The organism is Anabaena sp. FACHB-595 (assembly GCF_048568275.1).
In the GTDB taxonomy this organism is placed as follows: Bacteria; Cyanobacteriota; Cyanobacteriia; order Cyanobacteriales; family Nostocaceae; genus Trichormus.
In genome coordinates this window covers 3,864,431-3,882,589 of sequence record NZ_CP183473.1, presented here as the reverse complement: position 1 = coordinate 3,882,589, position 18,159 = coordinate 3,864,431, and the positions used below count along the sequence as shown (strand labels likewise).

At 40.4% G+C, this 18,159-nt stretch carries 18 protein-coding genes and 1 tRNA gene; 8 read left to right on the top strand and 11 right to left on the bottom strand.

Features of this window, described 5'->3' with window-relative positions; translation table 11 throughout:
- Positions 1-315: 315 nt before the first annotated feature.
- From ACN222_RS16095 to ACN222_RS16075, 5 genes are all read right to left on the bottom strand, one after another.
- Complete coding sequence (locus ACN222_RS16095; protein ID WP_010997368.1) at positions 316-531, bottom strand: hypothetical protein; 216 nt, start codon at positions 529-531, stop codon at positions 316-318.
- Positions 532-834: 303 nt separating this feature from the next.
- A complete protein-coding gene (locus ACN222_RS16090; protein ID WP_010997367.1) occupies positions 835-1,626 on the bottom strand; it encodes a Nif3-like dinuclear metal center hexameric protein in 792 nt (263 codons plus the stop codon).
- Entirely contained in the window at positions 1,626-2,375 is a 750-nt protein-coding gene (locus tag ACN222_RS16085) for a hypothetical protein (protein WP_010997366.1), read from the bottom strand. Before ACN222_RS16085 ends, ACN222_RS16090 begins: the two co-directional genes overlap by 1 nt.
- Before the next feature lie 226 nt (positions 2,376-2,601).
- Positions 2,602-3,015 carry a secondary thiamine-phosphate synthase enzyme YjbQ gene (locus ACN222_RS16080; protein WP_044521678.1) on the bottom strand — a complete coding sequence of 138 codons (414 nt, stop codon included), beginning with the start codon at positions 3,013-3,015 and terminating at the stop codon, positions 2,602-2,604.
- A 22-nt stretch (positions 3,016-3,037) separates the two neighbouring features.
- Positions 3,038-4,111 (bottom strand): hypothetical protein, encoded by a 1,074-nt coding sequence (locus tag ACN222_RS16075; RefSeq protein WP_010997364.1) that lies wholly within the window; start codon positions 4,109-4,111, stop codon positions 3,038-3,040.
- A 198-nt stretch (positions 4,112-4,309) separates the two neighbouring features.
- Here ACN222_RS16075 and ACN222_RS16070 point away from each other — a divergent pair, with 198 nt between their 5' ends.
- Together ACN222_RS16070 and ACN222_RS16065 are read left to right on the top strand one after the other, a co-directional pair.
- Positions 4,310-4,552, top strand: coding sequence for an AbrB/MazE/SpoVT family DNA-binding domain-containing protein (locus tag ACN222_RS16070; RefSeq protein WP_010997363.1), 243 nt, complete (start codon positions 4,310-4,312; stop codon positions 4,550-4,552).
- Positions 4,552-4,992, top strand: a complete 441-nt coding sequence (locus ACN222_RS16065) for a type II toxin-antitoxin system PemK/MazF family toxin (protein WP_010997362.1) — start codon at positions 4,552-4,554, stop codon at positions 4,990-4,992. Before ACN222_RS16070 ends, ACN222_RS16065 begins: the two co-directional genes overlap by 1 nt.
- Positions 4,993-5,076: 84 nt before the next feature.
- On the opposite strand, the gene ACN222_RS16060 is transcribed toward ACN222_RS16065, so the two are convergent.
- Positions 5,077-6,255, bottom strand: a complete 1,179-nt coding sequence (locus ACN222_RS16060; RefSeq protein WP_044523110.1) for an aminotransferase class V-fold PLP-dependent enzyme — start codon at positions 6,253-6,255, stop codon at positions 5,077-5,079.
- 104 nt (positions 6,256-6,359) lie between these two features.
- Here ACN222_RS16060 and ACN222_RS16055 point away from each other — a divergent pair, with 104 nt between their 5' ends.
- From ACN222_RS16055 to gltX, 6 genes are all read left to right on the top strand, one after another.
- Complete coding sequence (locus ACN222_RS16055) at positions 6,360-7,844, top strand: TM0106 family RecB-like putative nuclease (RefSeq protein ID WP_010997360.1); 1,485 nt, start codon at positions 6,360-6,362, stop codon at positions 7,842-7,844.
- Positions 7,845-7,924: 80 nt separating this feature from the next.
- A complete protein-coding gene (locus tag ACN222_RS16050) occupies positions 7,925-9,109 on the top strand; it encodes an esterase-like activity of phytase family protein (RefSeq protein WP_010997359.1) in 1,185 nt (394 codons plus the stop codon).
- Positions 9,110-9,442: 333 nt separating this feature from the next.
- Entirely contained in the window at positions 9,443-11,047 is a 1,605-nt protein-coding gene (locus ACN222_RS16045) for a serine/threonine protein kinase (protein WP_010997358.1), read from the top strand.
- A 55-nt stretch (positions 11,048-11,102) separates the two neighbouring features.
- Positions 11,103-12,629: a serine/threonine protein kinase gene (locus tag ACN222_RS16040; RefSeq protein ID WP_010997357.1), complete on the top strand. Its 1,527-nt coding sequence runs from the start codon at positions 11,103-11,105 to the stop codon at positions 12,627-12,629.
- A 197-nt stretch (positions 12,630-12,826) separates the two neighbouring features.
- Positions 12,827-12,900 (top strand) — tRNA-Asp (locus ACN222_RS16035).
- A 162-nt stretch (positions 12,901-13,062) separates the two neighbouring features.
- Positions 13,063-14,505 carry a glutamate--tRNA ligase gene (gene gltX / locus ACN222_RS16030; RefSeq protein ID WP_010997356.1) on the top strand — a complete coding sequence of 481 codons (1,443 nt, stop codon included), beginning with the start codon at positions 13,063-13,065 and terminating at the stop codon, positions 14,503-14,505.
- A gap of 56 nt (positions 14,506-14,561) precedes the next feature.
- Here gltX and ACN222_RS16025 read toward each other — a convergent pair whose 3' ends face one another.
- The 5 genes from ACN222_RS16025 to ACN222_RS16005 all read right to left on the bottom strand — a co-directional run bounded on the left by ACN222_RS16025 (position 14,562) and on the right by ACN222_RS16005 (position 18,008).
- Positions 14,562-14,942 (bottom strand): DUF423 domain-containing protein, encoded by a 381-nt coding sequence (locus tag ACN222_RS16025; protein ID WP_010997355.1) that lies wholly within the window; start codon positions 14,940-14,942, stop codon positions 14,562-14,564.
- 11 nt (positions 14,943-14,953) lie between these two features.
- Positions 14,954-15,442 (bottom strand): hypothetical protein, encoded by a 489-nt coding sequence (locus ACN222_RS16020; RefSeq protein ID WP_010997354.1) that lies wholly within the window; start codon positions 15,440-15,442, stop codon positions 14,954-14,956.
- 121 nt (positions 15,443-15,563) lie between these two features.
- Complete coding sequence (locus tag ACN222_RS16015; protein WP_044521676.1) at positions 15,564-16,490, bottom strand: nucleoside hydrolase; 927 nt, start codon at positions 16,488-16,490, stop codon at positions 15,564-15,566.
- 105 nt (positions 16,491-16,595) lie between these two features.
- Entirely contained in the window at positions 16,596-17,282 is a 687-nt protein-coding gene (bchM, locus tag ACN222_RS16010) for a magnesium protoporphyrin IX methyltransferase (RefSeq protein ID WP_010997352.1), read from the bottom strand.
- A gap of 120 nt (positions 17,283-17,402) precedes the next feature.
- A complete protein-coding gene (locus ACN222_RS16005; protein WP_010997351.1) occupies positions 17,403-18,008 on the bottom strand; it encodes a Uma2 family endonuclease in 606 nt (201 codons plus the stop codon).
- Between the last annotated feature and the right edge of the window lie 151 nt (positions 18,009-18,159).

Genomic DNA, 18,159 nt, shown 5'->3' with positions numbered 1-18,159 from the left:
TTTGTTTCATAGAAATCAAACATTTCTGGTGTCTTCCTCACCAAGTGAATGGGTTCCGGTAAGTTCTTTCTACCATTATGTAATAATAAATACTCCAAAACAAGCGATGATTCCGGTTGTTTAATTTGCCTACTTGTAATCATTAGCATTGCTGAGAAGCCTGGGGATTCGGCTTGACGTTTACCCCTACGTATTTGATCTTAACTCATTCTCAGGCTGACCTTCATGGTTTTCAACAACAAAGCCCCAATAGTTATGAGTTGAAGATTTTTATTTTATCCAGTAGCCTATTCTGCCTGTAAGAATTTGGTAGTCTTAGGGAGATTTGAAGCGTGAGAGAGATTCTATAAGGCGTTGGGAAGATGCTTCTCGTTTAATGGTTCCTGCACGAACGGCATCATACAAAGATGCTAGAGATGGCACATCTTCCGGCTGATAGCACCTAGTAGCCAGCACTTGATTGAGTAGACCCTCAGATTCAACACTGAGATAACCAGTTTGAAAAGCAGATTCAACAAGTGCGCGAATCATCTTGTTTGGGGTTGAGTAAGCATTTGGTCACCTCCAGTGTGGAACACTTTGGACTCTACCTAAATGATATAAAACAGCAATTATTAGTGATCCTCGTCAGTATTTGCTGTGATTTGGATCACATTCAAGAAAATCTAAGATACATATAATAATTACATCTTGACTCCAAAGGGTATTTGCTGAAAGAGTTATAGAAAGACACTGCTACTTAGATATTAAAATTAATAACGTAAATTTACTTAAAGGAAAAATAAAAAAGCTACTAAATAATAATTAATATTTAATTACATATCCCCTCCTGTCCTATTTCACAAAAAATTGGCGAAAATCCTCATCTTGGTTGCTCAATTGCACCCAATGTAGATTTAAAGACCGCAATTTTTCTACTAAGCGATCGCAAGCCGGGCGTTCAGTTGCATAATGTCCAGCGTCGATGAGAATTAAACCGCGATCGCGGCTTTCTTGAAACTGATGGAACTTGCAGTCAGAAGTCAGATAAGCTTCCGCACCAGTTTCGGCTACCGCCGAAATAAAACCCGCACCCGAACCACCCAACACAGCCACCCGTGAAATTATCTGCTGTAAATCCGCAGTGGGGGAAAAAATTAAATCAGGAGGAGCCAGGCGGGTTTGAATTACAGTCAATAACTCTTGTAAATTTAAAAATGGATCTAGTAACCCGACACGCCCATAACCTAGCCCCCCTTGGGTTGGGACGATGGGAGCAACATCCTTGAGTCCCAAAATTTGCGCCAAAACATCAGCCGTACCATCTTCTACTTGGTCAAAATTGGTGTGAGCGCTGTAAATACCGATATTTTTGGTAAAGGCTAACCTTGCCATATCGGCGATCGCTTCACCACGACGTAGAGATTTGGGAGGGCTGAAAATCAAAGGATGATGGGCAAAAATCAGATTAGCTTGGAGTGCGATCGCTTCCTCCATTACCGCCAAAGTTGGTGTTAGACAAACCAAAACTCTAGCCTCTTCGTGCAGTATTCCAGGTTCAATTTGCCAGCCGCAATTATCCCAACTTTCACACCAAGCCGGATTCGCCCAAGATTCAAACCAAGTAATTAAATCCGCAATTTTCATCAGTGTCTCTGTGGTTGAATATTTAATTTTAATGCTAATTGCTCACGCATCTCCTCAAAAGGCTGATTCCACACAGGAGAAGCATTCCAACTCCATGCTGGGACTGGAATCAATTTGTCTTGGGCCAGATGAGTAAATAATCGATATTCATCTTCTGGTTCGCGGGAGAAAGTAAAAGGATTACGAAAACCTGTTGCACACAACTTATAAGATTGGGAATTACCTTGATGAATCCGTTGCCGCAATTCTTCACTTTTATCTAACAAGTAGTCAAGGAAAATCAAACTAAAAGGCTCTATTGTTACACGATGAATTGGATCTTTTTGTACCCACCTTGCCCAATCAAATCCATAGGTAAAATCATGGACATAGCGAAATCTAATTTCATTCTTGCCGCCAAATAGTTCTGTTAAAGATACCATCTTTTGTCCAAAACTTTCTAGAAAATCAACAGCACCATCGTTTTCTAATAAAGCTAGTCTTAACATACTACTAACCATAAAATCAAAATCCCAGAAAATATTTCCTGGGAAATTTTTTAACTGAGCGTAGATTATGATTTCTAATGTCTTAATTAGGGCATTAATTATTTGATAATTTGTAGTTTCTTGCGTGATTTTCTGCCCCAATTCCACGAAGCTAGTTATCATTCTTTTTTGGGGATTCAAGGTTAATAAATCAACTGAAGCTTGGGTTAGTATTTCATCGAGTAATTGAAAGTTATTAATCGGTGCTATGTGCTGCTGCATCGTTATCAAACTAGCCTAAACGGCTATAAATAAATATTATTTTATATCTGTAATTACATGATGTGAAAAGATATTAAATAAATTTAACTTTCATATTGACCAAATTGGTAATTGGTAATTGGTGATTATGTGGGTTTCAAGCACCCACTGATTACAATTGCGAATTGCGAATTGGTTTGACATATCCCTAAATCTTAAGCACAGTTGGGGATCTGATCAATTTTGGCTATTGCGAGATATGCACAACTAATTCTCTGACATGACTGTGCTGACGATGTTCCCAAACATATATTCCCTGCCAAGTTCCCAACACCAAATGACCACGATTTATCGGAATATTTTCAGAAGTGTGAGTCAAAGCCGTGCGGATATGTGCCGGCATATCATCAGCACCTTCAGCATCATGAATATATTTCCCAGATTCTGGCACAAGTTTAGCCATATAATTAGCTAAATCCACAAGTACATCTGGGTCAGCATTTTCTTGAATCACTAAACTGGCAGAAGTATGGCGCAAAAATAAAGTACAAAGTCCAGTTTCCACACCAGATTCTGCAACGATAGATTCAATTTTGGCAGTAATATTGTGGAATGATTTACCGTTCGTAGAAACTCTCAGGAGTTTTTGGTAGTGAGTCATAGTTATAGATATTTTTATGAGACTAGAAATAATTAATAATAGCTTGAGCGATCGCCACATTTCCATCCTTAGCAATTGGTTGAGTTTGCTTTGGTGGTTGCAGAGGTTGTTGGAGAAAATTCCAATTACCTTGGAAGAATTCTTCTGGAGTTAAAATTTGATGGGAATTGTAATTGGCTATACCCTCTAATAACAAAGCAGCCTCCGCAAAATCATCGCGGGGAATAGTTACCAGGGGTGCATCTAGTAGAGTTGCTTCCGCAAATGTGCTAAAACCAGGCTTAGAAACAACACGCCCACAAATAGGCATAAAATCGACGGGGCGATATTTGCGGTCTTGGATTTTGATTAAATTAGGTAAGTTAGGGGCAGAATTATCAAAAACGATAAATTGCCAATCGGGAAAATTCTTCAGGTTCTCGTAGGGAATTTGTTGTAAACCCAGACCACCGAAGGTAAGTAAGATAGTTTTATTTTTGGGTGCAGTGATACCCCAAAGAGAACGGATTTCCTCAACAGAGTAACGGGGAGAACCACCAGTTAAGCCCACATCTGTAATCTTGGGGAAAGCTTGTAAAGGTTCGTGGAAGGGTAGACGAAATAACCTATCACATTGAGAATAACACCCACTAATCCAATCAGCGATCGCTACAAACTCCCCTCCCCAACTACGGTAGATAAAATCCCAGCCGAAATTACTCATCATCCAGCAAGGAATACCTGCGGCTTTAGCAAACAAAGGTGTGAGAAAAGGAATATCAGCCAATATTAAATCCACACGATTTTGGCGGATGAAATTTACTTCCGAAGCAATCAGGGAATTTTGCTGCTTTTTAATTTCCAACAACTTCGCCAAAGTTGCATCCTTATCCATCTTGAGGCTATCCGACTGCACCACACCCAAATCAAAAGCACGCTGACGATGGATAAAATCACCTTCTATATAGCACTCCAATAACCACCGAGGCGCAGTAGTCACCATAATTAAGAGAACTTCTGGACACAACTTTTGAATTGTCGCCGCGACGGAGGCTGTGCGAGTAGCATGACCAAAGCCGTGGTTTGTGATGGCTACATATAAGATCGGGCGTTTCATAAAATTATAGTTAGTAGCATTGCTTATGGAAAAAATGGTTTGCTTCCGGCTTACCAGGGGTTGAAGGGTGTTGACACCCCTTGTTTGTCTGATGTATCTTCAAAGTATATACATCAGTCAAACGATTATTGAAAAGATTTTGCGGCGGAAACACAAAATCGGGCGTATAAATCGCTAATGCAGCGTTGGGAGAAAATTATGACAACAGTTGTAGCTAAATGGGGAAACAGTTTAGCGGTTAGGATTCCTAGATCGATAGCTGAACAAGCACACGTAACTGAAGGAACAGATATCAATTTTAGTGTTGAAGGTAATAGCATAGTAATTACACCAAAGAGACGAAAAAAATATACGCTTGATGAGTTACTTGAAGGGATGACCCCTGATAATTTTCATCCAGAATTTGAAACAGGTGACGCTGTGGGGAATGAAGCTTGGTAGTGAAGCCGCCTTACTTTCCCAATAGAGGAGACATTGTTAAATTAGAGTTTGGCTCTGCACAACAGTTCACGGCTGAATCAATTCAGCGTGTATTTACCCTTCGTAATTCTGGAATGTCATTTGATGATATTGCCATAACACTAAATAACGAGCTACAACAACAAGGGCGTGAGCAAACTGGCTATCGCCCTGTTCTTGTTATATCTCCAATTAAGTACAATCAAATGGCTTCTTTAGTTTTAGCTTGTCCTATAACTACTAACGCAAAGGGGCTTAGGTTTGAAGTTCCCCTTATTGAAGGAATGAAAACAAAAGGGGTTGTGTTAGCAGATCAAATTAAAACACTAGATTGGAAAGCTAGAAAAGTAAAATTTGTTGAAAGTGTAACAGAAGATTTAATAGAAGAAGTACAAGCAAAACTCGAAACATTAATTTTATAGAAAAAACAATTGTGTTAATCCAAATAGCAAGAAAGCATTCTACTGTGTTTTTTACTGTCTACTTTCTTGACCAATAACTAATGACTAGACTGAAAACCTAGCTATAGCTTCAACTAATTGGTCTATTTCTGATTCCAGTGTTAAATAATGAACAGTTACCCGGATACAACTTGGGTCGGCAATGGTTCGGGTTAATATCTTTTGGGAATCGAGAAATTGCACCAGCTTGAGGGATGGGGTTTGGTGGAGTTGGAAAGAAACAATACCAGTTTCCGGTGGTGTATCACGTAAACATTTGACATTGGGTATCGCCGCCAAACTGCGCCACAGGTATTCGCTGTTGTGACAAATTTGCGCGTAACGTTCCTGTGGTGTTCCCCATCGCTGATGAGTGGCGATCGCTTCCTTTAACCCCAGGTATAATGGATAAGCTAGGGTAGATACTTCATACCTGCGCCCGTCTGGCTTCCAGCTTACAGGTTGGGCTTGGTTATCCACAATAATTCCATACAAACCGATGAATGTCGGGTTGAGGCTTTCTCTCACCTCTGGTCGCACATACAAACCGCCCACACCCTCAGGGCCGCATAACCATTTGTGACCAGTAAAAGCATAAAAATCTACCCCCAACTCGGTTAAATTCAGAGGTAACGCCCCAACAGACTGGGCAGCATCGACTAATAGTAAAGAGTTATTATTTCTGCATACCTCAACAATTTTATCCAAAGGTAGTACCTGTCCAGTATTCCAAAAGACATGACTAAGTACTACCAAGCGAGTATTTTTGCGGAGGTGCTGGGCGATAATTGTTGTCGGTTCGCCCTCATTTAACGTAGATTTGAGGGGACAAGTAGTAACTTCCACCCCAAAGCGGCGACTAATTTCTTGGGTAGCAGCAATTACCCCTGGGTGTTCGCAGTCCGATAGTAAAATATGGTCGCCGGCTTGCCAAGGGATGCCCCAAAGAGCGATATTACAGCCAACAGTGACATTATCTGTAAAAGTAATCGTATCAGAAGAGGCGTTTAATTCCGAGGCGATCGCTTCCCTCACAGCTTGAGTTTGTCTGGTTATCCAATTACCCGCCTCAGTCCCAAAAGGGCCGATTTGTTGGATATAAGTGAGAGATTGGGTAATAATATCCATTGCCCCTTGAGGCATCGGCCCCTGTCCACCATAGTTAAAATAGGTCTTATTAGCTAAAGCCGGGAACTGTTCCCGATGGCTGTGCAACCTAGTCTGTAAAGTAGAAATAGAAGTCATAGACAAATTAGAATTCAAAATAGTCATTAGTCCATAGTCTATAGTCAATAGTCCCCAATCCCCAATCCCCAATCCCCAATCCCCAATCCCCAATCCCCAAATGAATGCTAATTAATGCTGAACACTTGCTGCAATACCAACGCTGTAAACGCCGTCCTATTTTAGATATTCACGCTGATAGAAGCCAACGGGATGCGCCTAGTGAATTGTTGCTGAAATTGCAACAAGATAAATATGCTCATCAACACAGTATCTTGGCTAAATTTGCATATCATCAGCCAGAATATCCCAAAAGGAATTGGGAAGCAGGTCAAGCCGCCACCATAGAATTGATGCAGCGTGGAGTTGAGTATATTTATCAGGGAGTATTGTTAGCTAATTACAACGAGTTAATAGATACGGATGATACAAGATATACCTGCTTGAGTCGTCCCGATTTGTTAATCAAACAACCCGGACAGTCCAAATTTGGTGATTGGGTATATGAACCAGTGGATATAGAATTGGGTAAGCGTCCCAAACAAGAATATCAAGTAGTAACAGCCTTCCATACCCAAATTTTGGCAAAAGTACAGGAAGTTCAGCCAAAGAATGCTTGGTTGATGTTACGGGGTAAAGAGACACCGTATGCAGTAGATTTATTTAAATGGATACCCCAAATGCAGGGGATTTTACAAGAATTTACTCAAGACCTAGAATCGGAGACTGCGCCAGAAGTATTTATTGCCCGTCAAAAGTGTAATCTTTGTCTTTGGCACAGTCAATGTTATGCGATCGCTCAATCTGAACAACACCTCTCCTTGTTACCAGGCGTAACACCCATCCGTTACACCCAACTGCAAAACCTTGACATCACCAGTGTAGAATCTCTCGCCCATACCAGCCCAAATATTTTAGAAAATCTCGTAGGTTTTGATACTCAAGTTGCAGCCAAGTTAGTAGTACAAGCCCAATCAGTCGTAGAAGGACAACCACTTCTTTTACCCTTCCCACCACCCAAGGGAAATCTGGTAGTCAACTCACCCGTAGAAATATACTTTGATATTGAAGCGCAGCCAGACTTAAATTTAGATTATCTGTTAGGGGTTTTGGTCGTTAACAAACAAACCAACACCGAACAATTTTATTCTTTCGTTGCTGAAAAACCATCAGAAGAAGAATTAATTTGGCGACAGTTTCTAGACTTAGTGTGGCAATATCCCGAAGCCCCAATTTATCATTTTTGTGTGTACGAATTAGATACAGTTAAACGCCTAGCCAAGCTATACCGTACACCTTACACCTCAGTCAGCCCAGTATTATATAGATTTGTCGATATTTATGAACACCTCACCCAAAGTGTGGCTTTACCTATAGAAAGTTATGCCTTAAAAGCCATCGCGCGGTGGATGGGTTTCGAGTGGCGTGATAAAGAAGCTAGTGGTGCTAAGTGTATATATTGGTATGATCAGTGGTTAGAAACAGGCGATCGCGCCTTATTGGAAATCATTATCCGCTATAACGAAGACGACTGCCGAGCCACCCGCAAAGTTAAAGATTGGCTCGTCAACTTTGTTCAAGACAAGTATCATTTACGACGTGTGGGTTAAAAATTGGGAGTCAGGAGTTTCATTGTGTCTTAGTGGTAAAAAGAATCAACCACTAAGAGAAAAAGACCAAGCAAGAAAATATGAAAATAATTAGAAAAAACTTAAATTGGCGAACATTTATTTTTTTTACCATTGGAATTTTAATTACCAGCTTATTCTTTACAAATTTAGTTACAGACGCTGTAGAAATTAGTAGTATAGAATTTATTGGGCAAGCTACCTTACCAAAAAGACTATCTTTTCAAAATACCCCGTTAGGTGGGCTATCAGGTATCACCTATGATTATAGTAATGACCTTTATTATGCTATTTCCGATGATAGGGGACAAAAAGCACCAACGCGCTTCTACACCTTCAAAATTGATTTAAGTCAAGGTAAATTACAAGATAGTAGCGTTGTCCCTGTAGGTGTGACAACTTTATTAAATGAAAATGGTCAACCCTTTGTCCCTGGGGAAACAGATACAGAAGGAATTGCTGTCACTAAAGCAGAAACAGTATTCGTTTCTTCTGAGGGTGATGTGGGGAATTTAACTAATCCTTTTATCAAAGAATTTCCTTTATCATCAGGTAAGGTAAGTAGAAGTCTACCCATCCTCAAGAAGTTTTTACCGGATAAAAATGGTAAACAAGGTATTCGTAATAATTTAGCATTTGAAAGTTTAACAATTACACCTAATAACAAATACTTATTTACAGCTACGGAAAATGCTTTAATTCAAGATGGGGAAGCAGCACAACCTAACATTGGTAGCCCTTGCAGAATTTTGCAATATAACTTACGAAATAATCAACCAGAAAAAGAATTTCTCTACTCAACAGAACCCATATCACCTTTTTTAAATTTAACAGGTAAATTCGCCAGTGGATTAACCGATTTAATAGCATTGGATAATCATGGACACTTTGTGAGTATAGAACGTTCCTTTGCTGGTTTAGGATTTGGTGTTGCTTTATTTAAAGTTTCTCTCTCAGGTGCTGATAACATCCAAAAGATAAATAGCTTATTAACAATAAACTCTAAAAGCATCAAGCCAGTTGAGAAAGAATTACTCTTAGATTTAAGAACCTTAGATGTAGCACTAGATAACATAGAAGGCTTAACCATTGGGCCTTGGCTACCTAATGGACAAAAAGCGTTAATCCTCATTAGTGATAATAATTTTAATTCCATACAACGCAGCCAAATCCTCGCCTTCCAACTCAAAATAGAATCACCTTTTATCAGCTTATTACGGCGAATAGTAGCAAATTTTAAACTTTAAATTTCTATAAAAGACCAAACCACGAACCTAACAAAACTTTTTATTGTCAAATTCTGACCCTAATATTAGCTGTTGTCAGTAAAATTACTGTTGATTCTTGATAAATTTATTCATGCAAATCAGGGATTAAGTGAATTTCCTCATTTCTTTTGCTGAGTTATTATGTAACATAATATTTAGGAAATTTTCCATAAGATTTTGCAAAATTTTCGATAAACAAAAAACTAATTTTTAGCAGATATAGGTATATCAATAAAATCCTAAAATTTACCAAAGTTAAAGTTAAGTTTTCATTCAATAAAGCAGTTAATAGATAACCTCAAATTACCAGTTATGGTAAACCCAAAAACAGAACCAGATGTTTATATTGGAAAATTTCTAAATAATCGTTATCTAATCATAGATTTGATTGGTAAAGGGGGAATGGGGCGAGTTTATTTAGCCGAAGATGCAGCTAAAGGTGGGAAGAAAGTTGCATTAAAAATTCTCATGTTGAATTTAGTGAATCAGCATATATCTCAACGTTTTGCTAGGGAAATTTTTATTGGCGCACAATTAGGACGTAAAAGTAAAAATATCGTCCGTGTTTTAAGTTACGGTGTGACCGATGAAAAAACTCCTTTTTATGTAATGGAGTATCTCCAAGGAAAAAACTTAAAACAGATATTAAAACTTAAGCCGTTAACAATAGAAAAATTTTTAGATATTTGTTATCAAATTTGTGTGGGTCTAAAATGCGCTCACCAAGGCATTCTTCTCAAAGGTGAGATATATCCAATTGTACATAGAGATATTAAACCTGAAAATATATTTATTACGGAAAATAATAAACAAAATGAGAATGTAAAAATTCTTGATTTTGGCATTGCTAAGTTTTTAACAGAACGCAGTGGGATGACACTCACCGATTCATTTATCGGTAGTTTACCTTATTGCTCACCAGAACACATGGAAGGACGTAAACTACTTGATGTACGTTCTGATATTTATAGTTTAGGCGTGCTAATGTTTGAAATGCTCACAGCTAAACATCCATTTCAAACACAAAGTAATTCATTTGGTAATTGGTATCAAGCCCACAGATTTCAAACTCCACCTACACTTGGGGAAGTAAATAACCAATTAAAAATACCTGAAGAATTACAAGATTTAGTAATATGTTGTTTAGCCAAAGAAGTAGGCGATCGCCCACAAAATGTTCAGGAAATAATCCAAGTATTAGAACAAGTTAAACAGCAAACTGAAAATCGTAATTCTAGTAGTAATGATATTTGGGAAACCCTACCCACAGTTCAATTAGTACCTGTAACTTCTATTACTGAAAAAGAATGTTTACAGAAAACTTGGCCAAAAAGCAAACCAGTAGATTTGATTGGATTTCCCCATCTTCTCCATACAACTCAAGGTCTGATACCAACCTTTTGGGCAATGCTGCCGAAACAGGAAATAGCACAATTCTTATCCAAGAATAATAGCATTGAATTTATTAATAAAATGAATGTTTACCCAATGATATTGTGGGTAACATTACTATATGATGTTCAGCTATCTTTAATTAGATGGCTATCTTATTTTATTGATTTGCAAGAAAATAGAGGACAGAGAATAGTTAAAGCTTTAGCAGACACAGGATATTATCATCTGTTATTTTTTGCGATAGAAGAACCAACTGCTTGCGCTCAAGTGGTCACCTTAACCCTCACCGCTCAACAGCGTCAACAACTAACAGATTGGTTAACAGTTAAACAAAATATCAAATCTAATGAATTAGTTTCGGCTGAACAAGCTAGAAAAATATTGAAAACAGAATATGAAAAAATAAAGCTGGAAATATTGGAGAGTTTAGCGGTTAATACACCACAAGAACAAATGGAAATTAAGAGTTGGCTGACTAAACTAATAGATAAAGTCTTACAACTTTTTAAATATCAGTCATAAAACCAACACTTGACATTTTAAATTGTCAAAAGCGGGCATAGGAGAGGTTGTCAAAGTGAATCAAAGTGCGTTTACATCTCCACACACTACAGGACTACTGGCCAATCGTTATCAACTGCAAAAGTTGATTGGTATAGGCGGTATGGGCGAAGTTTTCTTAGCAACTGATATTCTCTTAGGAGGCGCGCCTGTTGCAATTAAATTTTTGACTCAAACTGTATGTGATCCTAAAATTCAAAAAGACTTTGCCCGCGAAGCACTCATGAGTGCAGCTCTCAGCCAAAAAAGCTTACATATTGTGAGGGCTTATGATTATGGTGTCAGTGACACAGGGAAACCATTTTATGTCATGGAATACCTCAACGGCAAAAGTTTAAAAGACTTAATTCCCTTACCTTTAAATCAGTTTGTCCATCTCACACGCCAGATTTGTTTGGGCTTACAGTGCGCCCATCAAGGTATTCAAATTGAGGGTAAGGTTTATCCCTTAGTACATCGAGATATTAAGCCAGCAAATATATTAGTTATTCCCGATCCAATCTTAGGACAATTAGTAAAAATCCTCGATTTTGGTATTGCTAAATTTTTAAATCATACAGTTACATTAAGTACAAATAGGGGATTTCATGGGACTCTACCCTACTGTTCTCCAGAGCAATTAGATGGTGAAAAATTAGATGGTCGTTCTGATATATATAGCTTGGGTGTGATCATGTTTGAAATGCTCACCGGAGCGAAACCTTGGCAACCAGAAACTGATTTATTTGGTGCTTGGTATAAAGCTCATAACTTTGAACAACCAAGAGCGATCTCCGAGGTAAAACCCCAATTAAAAATACCGCAACAACTCAACGATTTAATTATGGCTTGTCTGGAAAAAAAAGCCAGCGATCGCCCACAAAACGTAGGAGAAATATTGCAAATTATTGATGCCTTAGAACAGTCTAAATGTGCTGGATTACCTACAAATATAAGCCCTCCATCATATCCCCAATTAACATTAGCTTCTGAGGTAATAAGGGCATTAGAACAACAATGTAAAGAACTTACTTGGCCTCAAGATAAACCCAAAAAAGAGATTGTTTTCCCTCTACCATTAAACACACACCAAAAAAACCTATCCACACTCTGGCTGATGTTACCAACAAAAGAAATTCAGCAGCGTGCCAATTCTAAAATTTATAACCGTTTTATCTTTGTTACATCACCCCACCCCATGCTTTTGTGGGTGACATTACTCTACAACCAAGAACAAGAACCAAAGTGGCTACCTTGCTACCTGGATATGCAACATCCCCTCAATCGCACATTAGTACTATCCTTAGTTGAAAATGAGAGCTACCCCCTAATTTGCTTCACCCTAGAACCACCCCACAGATGTATTCAAGTCCTCAGCAGTAACATTGAAACCAGTCAACGGCAAAAGTTAAAAATTTGGGTAGAACAAAGTCAAAAACTTCCACCAACTTCTCAACCTCAGACTAGTAAAAACCTGCTCAGGCAGCAGTATAAAGAAATTCAAGCCCATATGCTTCAGCATTTGTCATCTACACGTCAGATGGAAAAATTAGCCAAGGGATGAAGTTAAGATTTATGCACCCAGATTTTCTGTTGAGACTGGGTGTAGGGGTTTTAAACATTTATACTCCCATACCCCTATACCCTTGATCTTTTTCATGCGTAAATCCTAGAAGTTCAAATCTGAGCTAAAAAGGAAATTTCATAAATAAGGTTGACAAATCCTTGGAGGTTCGTCATAATAGGGAAGTTGCCAATTAAGGGACTGTAGTTCAATTGGTTAGAGCACCGCCCTGTCACGGCGGAAGTTGCGGGTTCGAGCCCCGTCAGTCCCGTTCTAAGTTGTAATTAATGATAGCTGAGTCCTGAGTAATATAGGTATGGGACGCAGGTAATTAACTTTTCTGTAGAGTCCGTGTTTCCTAGATTGATCTCAGGACTCAGAAGCTTAAGTATTAAGCTAAATTTAATCATGCTTTGCGAGAGAGAGAAATACTGTGACTGTTAGAGTCAGAATCGCCCCTAGTCCAACAGGGAATTTACACATTGGTACAGCTAGAACAGCCGTATTTAACTGGCTGTTTGCCCGCCACCACGGCGGCACATTTATTTTACGAATTGAAGACACAGATTTAGAGCGATCGCGTCCCGAATACACGGAAAATATCATGACGGGATTGCGTTGGTTAGGGTTGAATTGGGATGAGGGGCCATTTTTCCAATCCCAACGCCTCGACCTTTATCAAAAAGCCGTAAAACAACTTTTAGATCAGGGTTTAGCCTATCGCTGCTACACCACATCAGAAGAACTAGAAGCCCTACGAGAAGGGCAAAAAGCTAAAGGTGAAGCCCCGCGTTACGACAACCGTCACCGCCACCTTACCCCAGAACAAGAAGCCGAATTTAAAGCCCAAGGACGCAGTTTTGTCATCCGCTTTAAAATCGATGATGAGCGAGAAATCGTCTGGAATGACTTAGTACGGGGTAAGATGTCTTGGCGAGGCAGTGATTTAGGCGGTGATATGGTCATCGCCCGTGCTTCCGAAAATGATACTGGTCAGCCGTTATATAATTTCGTTGTGGTGATTGATGACATCGATATGCAAATCAGTCATGTCATCCGGGGAGAAGACCACATTGCCAATACAGCCAAGCAAATTCTGCTATACGAAGCCTTTGGGGCAAAAATCCCAGAGTTCGCCCATACTCCCCTAATTTTAAATATGGAAGGGCGTAAGCTCTCCAAGCGGGATGGAGTGACTTCCATTTCTGACTTTAAGCAAATGGGTTTCACATCCGAAGGTTTAGTCAACTACATGACCTTGCTTGGTTGGTCGCCACCAGATTCTACCCAAGAAATATTTACCTTAGAAGCAGCCGCCAAAGAATTTACTTTTGAGCGGGTGAATAAAGCCGGGGCAAAATTTGACTGGGCGAAACTAGATTGGTTGAACAGTCAATATATTCACAATACCCCAGTTGATCAGTTGACTGATTTACTCATTCCCTATTGGGAAGCGGCTGGATATTCATTGGCTGGGGGACGCGATCGCCCTTGGTTAGAACAGTTGGTGGGTTTACTTAGCGCCAGCTTGACCCGGTTAACCGATGCGGTAGATATGAGCAAACTGTTTTTTACTGAGACAGTGGAATTGAGCGAAGAAGGTAGCAAACAATTGCAGCAAGAAGGTTCTAAAGCCGTGCTTGAGGCAATTATCGCCGCCTTGGAGACTCAAGCGCAACTCACAGAAACGGCTGCCCAAGACATAATTAAGCAGGTGGTGAAAGGTCAAAATGTGAAGAAAGGTTTAGTCATGCGATCGCTCAGAGTCGCCCTCACCGGTGATGTGCATGGCCCAGACTTAATTCAATCTTGGTTGCTCTTGAATCAGATTGGCTTGGATAAGCCACGCTTGAATCAGGCGATCGCAGTTAGCTAGAACGTAATGTGGTGGGCAATGCCCACCCTACGAGATAAATTACTCAGCACTGAGATTTAAAGCTTTATACTAAAAGCGGCAACAGCTAACGCGCCCCAGCCAAGCAAAAAAGCGACACCACCAAGGGGAGTGATCGCCCCTAAGATTTTAATTCCAGTTAAACTGAGGGCATACAGGCTGCCAGAAAAAATTGCTATACCGATGATGAATAACCACCCACTAGCTAATAAGGTAGTGGGTGGGGTTGGGGTACGACTGATGAGGAGAGCGACTAGCAAAAGCGCGAGGGCATGATACATTTGGTAGCGAGCGCCAGTGTCGAAGATTTCCAGCGATCGCTCACTAATTCTTTCCCGCAGGGCATGGGAAGCGAAAGCCCCGGCGGCAACGGACAAACCGCCTAAAATGGCAGCTATGCTAACAAAAATCTGCGTCATTAGATGGGGAATTAGACATCAAAATGATATGATACCGAGCCTTCCTCATTGACCTGAAAATTAGCGTTGAATTCTTTAGCTTTATAATCTAAATATTCTCTAGCAACGGTTGCAGGTAGTTGTGACTGCATCGCAAAACCTAAAACTGTGATGCGTCCTTGATTTTCTTGGATCATGTGATAAAAAACAGACTGTAGGCGATCGCTTAATTGTTGTTGAAGAGCCTTTTGGGAATTTTTGTTTTGTAAATACATTCCCACACCCAACCATATCCCCAAAATCATCGTCGGTACGCCGAAAATTACACCTTGGGTAGCAGTATTATCCAGGGCATGAAGAGCATCCCTGTTCACATACTCCTGTACCATCTCCTCATTTTCGCCCGTGGCGATGGGCTTGAGCATCGTATTTCTTTGAATTATCGCAGAGACAGATACCGTCAAAAACATGAATCCGAGTGTTAATAGCCAACCTGTAGCTAACTTTTCAGCAGTCTTCATGTTTCACTCCAGATTTACACTTTGTTTGTGATTTTAACCTCACTTTGCCAAAGGTTCCAGTAACAATTCAAAATTCAAAATTAAAGAGATTTGGTGTAATCTTTCCCTACTCCAACCCAGACTAGTGTAAACAACAATACAAAATTTCCTTCCATCCCATCACATTTATTGCCCAAATCACATTCATATTTGGACTTTTATTTAGCACTTCTAACTCATCAACGACTGTAGCACCTCTAGTTAGTTCGCTCGTAATTTCCACATCGACGAAGTATTTTCCTTGACGTGTAACAATATCTGGATCAAGCGCAACTGCGATCGCCACAGGATCAGCTAAGGTGAGACCAACAGCACCTTGCTCTCTCATGGCAACATCCAAGGCTGTCCTGTTACACTCCATCGCCAAACGCGCCCTTTCCGTGCCGAAATTCATCACTGTTTCTACTTCTGCAAAAGTCAACGCCGCATCGTGACGGCTCAACTCCCAACCGACCATTTCCATCGGCATTCCACTATGAAAGACAATCTTAGCGGCTTCTGGGTCTACCCAAATGTTATATTCAGCCGCAGGTGTGACATTACCCACTGTATTCGCTGCACCACCCATAATCACGCAACGCTGCACTAGTTGGGCAATCTCCGGCGCTTTGAGTAGTGCAGTAGCAATATTTGTCAACGGCCCCAGGGTCACCAGGGTAATTTCACCAGGGTATTGTTTGATAATGTCAATAATTACATCAGTGGCGTGTGCTGATTCTGGCTTGCTTTTTGGCTCAGGGTAGTACATATTACCCATACCATCTTTGCCGTGAAACCAATCAGCATAAAGAGATTCCCGTAGTATTGGCTTGGTGCAGCCGACATATACAGGTGTAGAGGCGTTGCATACTTGAATTGTGTATAAGGCGTTTTTGACTCCTTGCTCAACGGGGACATTTCCGTTGACGATTGTTACCGCCACAATTTCAACGTCCGGCCAATGATGCGCCATGATGAGGGCTACAGCATCATCTGAGGCGGTATCTGTGTCGATGATAAACTTACGCATTGGGGAATGGGGAATGGGTAATGGGCAGAGGGGCAGGGTGCAGGGGGAAAAGGGAAAATCTTTTTATCACCTCCCCTGCTTCTTCCCCAGTTTCCAATATCTAATTTAAGAACGTGTTGCTTCTAATATGCGGGAGAAGTAGAAACGAGTTTTAGTGAACTCTTTTCTTTGAATAGCAAAGCCGTTGCTTTCTAATATTTTGATGACATCAGCTTCACGGTGTAGATAGGCGCGGGTGGTTTTACTTGGGCCAGGAAAGAAACTGCCAATTTTCTTGAGTAAAGTCAAGGCGCAGGTTTTGGGTGCAAAACTGAGAATGATTCTAGACTGTGCCAAAGAACAGAGGTGAGAAATCATTTCATCAGCTTTTTCTTGGGGGTAGTGAATGAGTACATCCAAGCAAATAACAGTGTGATAACTACCACTCAAGGATTCCAAATCCTGCACAGCAAAAGTGGGATTTTCGGCATTTCCCAAGGTTTCTAAGGCTCTCTGCTTGCCTTCTTCCACCATTTTCTCGGAAATGTCGCTGGCGTAGACTTTAGCCCCTTCTGTCGCTAGGGGAATGCTGAGACTACCCACGCCACAGCCAGCATCACAAATGGATAACTCCGCTAAATTGCCGTCATTTTTTAGCCAGCCGATGACACTATCCACCGTTTGCTGATGACCATTGCGGATGTCGAGTTGGACTTTGTTGACTTCGCCATCGCCATAAATGCGTTTCCATCGGTCAAACCCCGTGGAATTGAAATACTCACGAACAATGGTTTTATCGTCGGCTGCGTTCATAAACTTCGATTGTTAAGGGTTCCCAATGCTTAAAATTATCATTCATAGGAACCGCCAAGAGCGATCGCTTTCACAGATTTTTTGCAATGTTGACTACAATAGCACTCGTAAAAATTGCATTTAACGAGGCAGAACGTCATCTAAACGAAGTTGCAGACCAGGCAAAAGCGGTGAGTTAATTGTTTGATTTAGTCGGTATTGTTGCTGAGTATAAGTATCTTCAACCAGCTGACAAACAGTAAATGTAGGTTGTTTAGGTTTACCAATAAACGTTACACCGCCCAAGCCTCGATAATCGACAATCCAATATTCAGGAATTCCTAAGAGGGCATATTCCTCAACCTTCCGAGCATAGTCAGTTTCCCAGTTGGTACTAACAACTTCCACCACCAGTTTAATTGAGCGTCCCGTTGTAATTACAGGTTCTCGTGTCCAAAGGGGTTCACGGTCGAGAACAGTTTCATCGAGGACTACAATATCAGGACGACGAGCTGTAGCTGTATCTGCGAAGGGATAAATTAAACAAGTGCGAGGAATAAACCAAGGGAGTTGTTCTGAGACGAGGTAGATCCCAATTTGGGTTGCCAACTTGCCACTCACCGTTTCGTGGGGGCCAGTGGGTTCCATATCAATTAATTCTCCATCTGCTAATTCATAACGGGGATTGTCTCGGTATTGACAGAGAAAATCTTCACAAGTAAGTGTTTTTGGGGAGATATGTGTCATGATGTCAATCTCCTGAGACCAAGTCCTATTAATTATAAGTTATACCAATTTGAAAAAAGAATGCGACAAATCAAACATCTGTAGAGACGCGATTCATCGCGTCTTCTTCACCCCGCAATTCATCGCGTCTTTACCCAATGATGTGTTGCAA

Coding starts and splice junctions, on each gene's coding strand:
- ACN222_RS16095 (WP_010997368.1), bottom strand. CDS start 531: ATGATTCGCGCACTTGTTGAATCTGCTTTTCAAACTGGTTATCTCAGT.
- ACN222_RS16090 (WP_010997367.1), bottom strand. CDS start 1,626: ATGAAAATTGCGGATTTAATTACTTGGTTTGAATCTTGGGCGAATCCG.
- ACN222_RS16085 (WP_010997366.1), bottom strand. CDS start 2,375: ATGCAGCAGCACATAGCACCGATTAATAACTTTCAATTACTCGATGAA.
- ACN222_RS16080 (WP_044521678.1), bottom strand. CDS start 3,015: ATGACTCACTACCAAAAACTCCTGAGAGTTTCTACGAACGGTAAATCA.
- ACN222_RS16075 (WP_010997364.1), bottom strand. CDS start 4,111: ATGAAACGCCCGATCTTATATGTAGCCATCACAAACCACGGCTTTGGT.
- ACN222_RS16070 (WP_010997363.1), top strand. CDS start 4,310: ATGACAACAGTTGTAGCTAAATGGGGAAACAGTTTAGCGGTTAGGATT.
- ACN222_RS16060 (WP_044523110.1), bottom strand. CDS start 6,255: ATGACTTCTATTTCTACTTTACAGACTAGGTTGCACAGCCATCGGGAA.
- ACN222_RS16055 (WP_010997360.1), top strand. CDS start 6,360: ATGCTAATTAATGCTGAACACTTGCTGCAATACCAACGCTGTAAACGC.
- ACN222_RS16050 (WP_010997359.1), top strand. CDS start 7,925: ATGAAAATAATTAGAAAAAACTTAAATTGGCGAACATTTATTTTTTTT.
- ACN222_RS16045 (WP_010997358.1), top strand. CDS start 9,443: ATGGTAAACCCAAAAACAGAACCAGATGTTTATATTGGAAAATTTCTA.
- ACN222_RS16025 (WP_010997355.1), bottom strand. CDS start 14,942: ATGACGCAGATTTTTGTTAGCATAGCTGCCATTTTAGGCGGTTTGTCC.
- ACN222_RS16020 (WP_010997354.1), bottom strand. CDS start 15,442: ATGAAGACTGCTGAAAAGTTAGCTACAGGTTGGCTATTAACACTCGGA.
- ACN222_RS16015 (WP_044521676.1), bottom strand. CDS start 16,490: ATGCGTAAGTTTATCATCGACACAGATACCGCCTCAGATGATGCTGTA.
- bchM (WP_010997352.1), bottom strand. CDS start 17,282: ATGAACGCAGCCGACGATAAAACCATTGTTCGTGAGTATTTCAATTCC.
- ACN222_RS16005 (WP_010997351.1), bottom strand. CDS start 18,008: ATGACACATATCTCCCCAAAAACACTTACTTGTGAAGATTTTCTCTGT.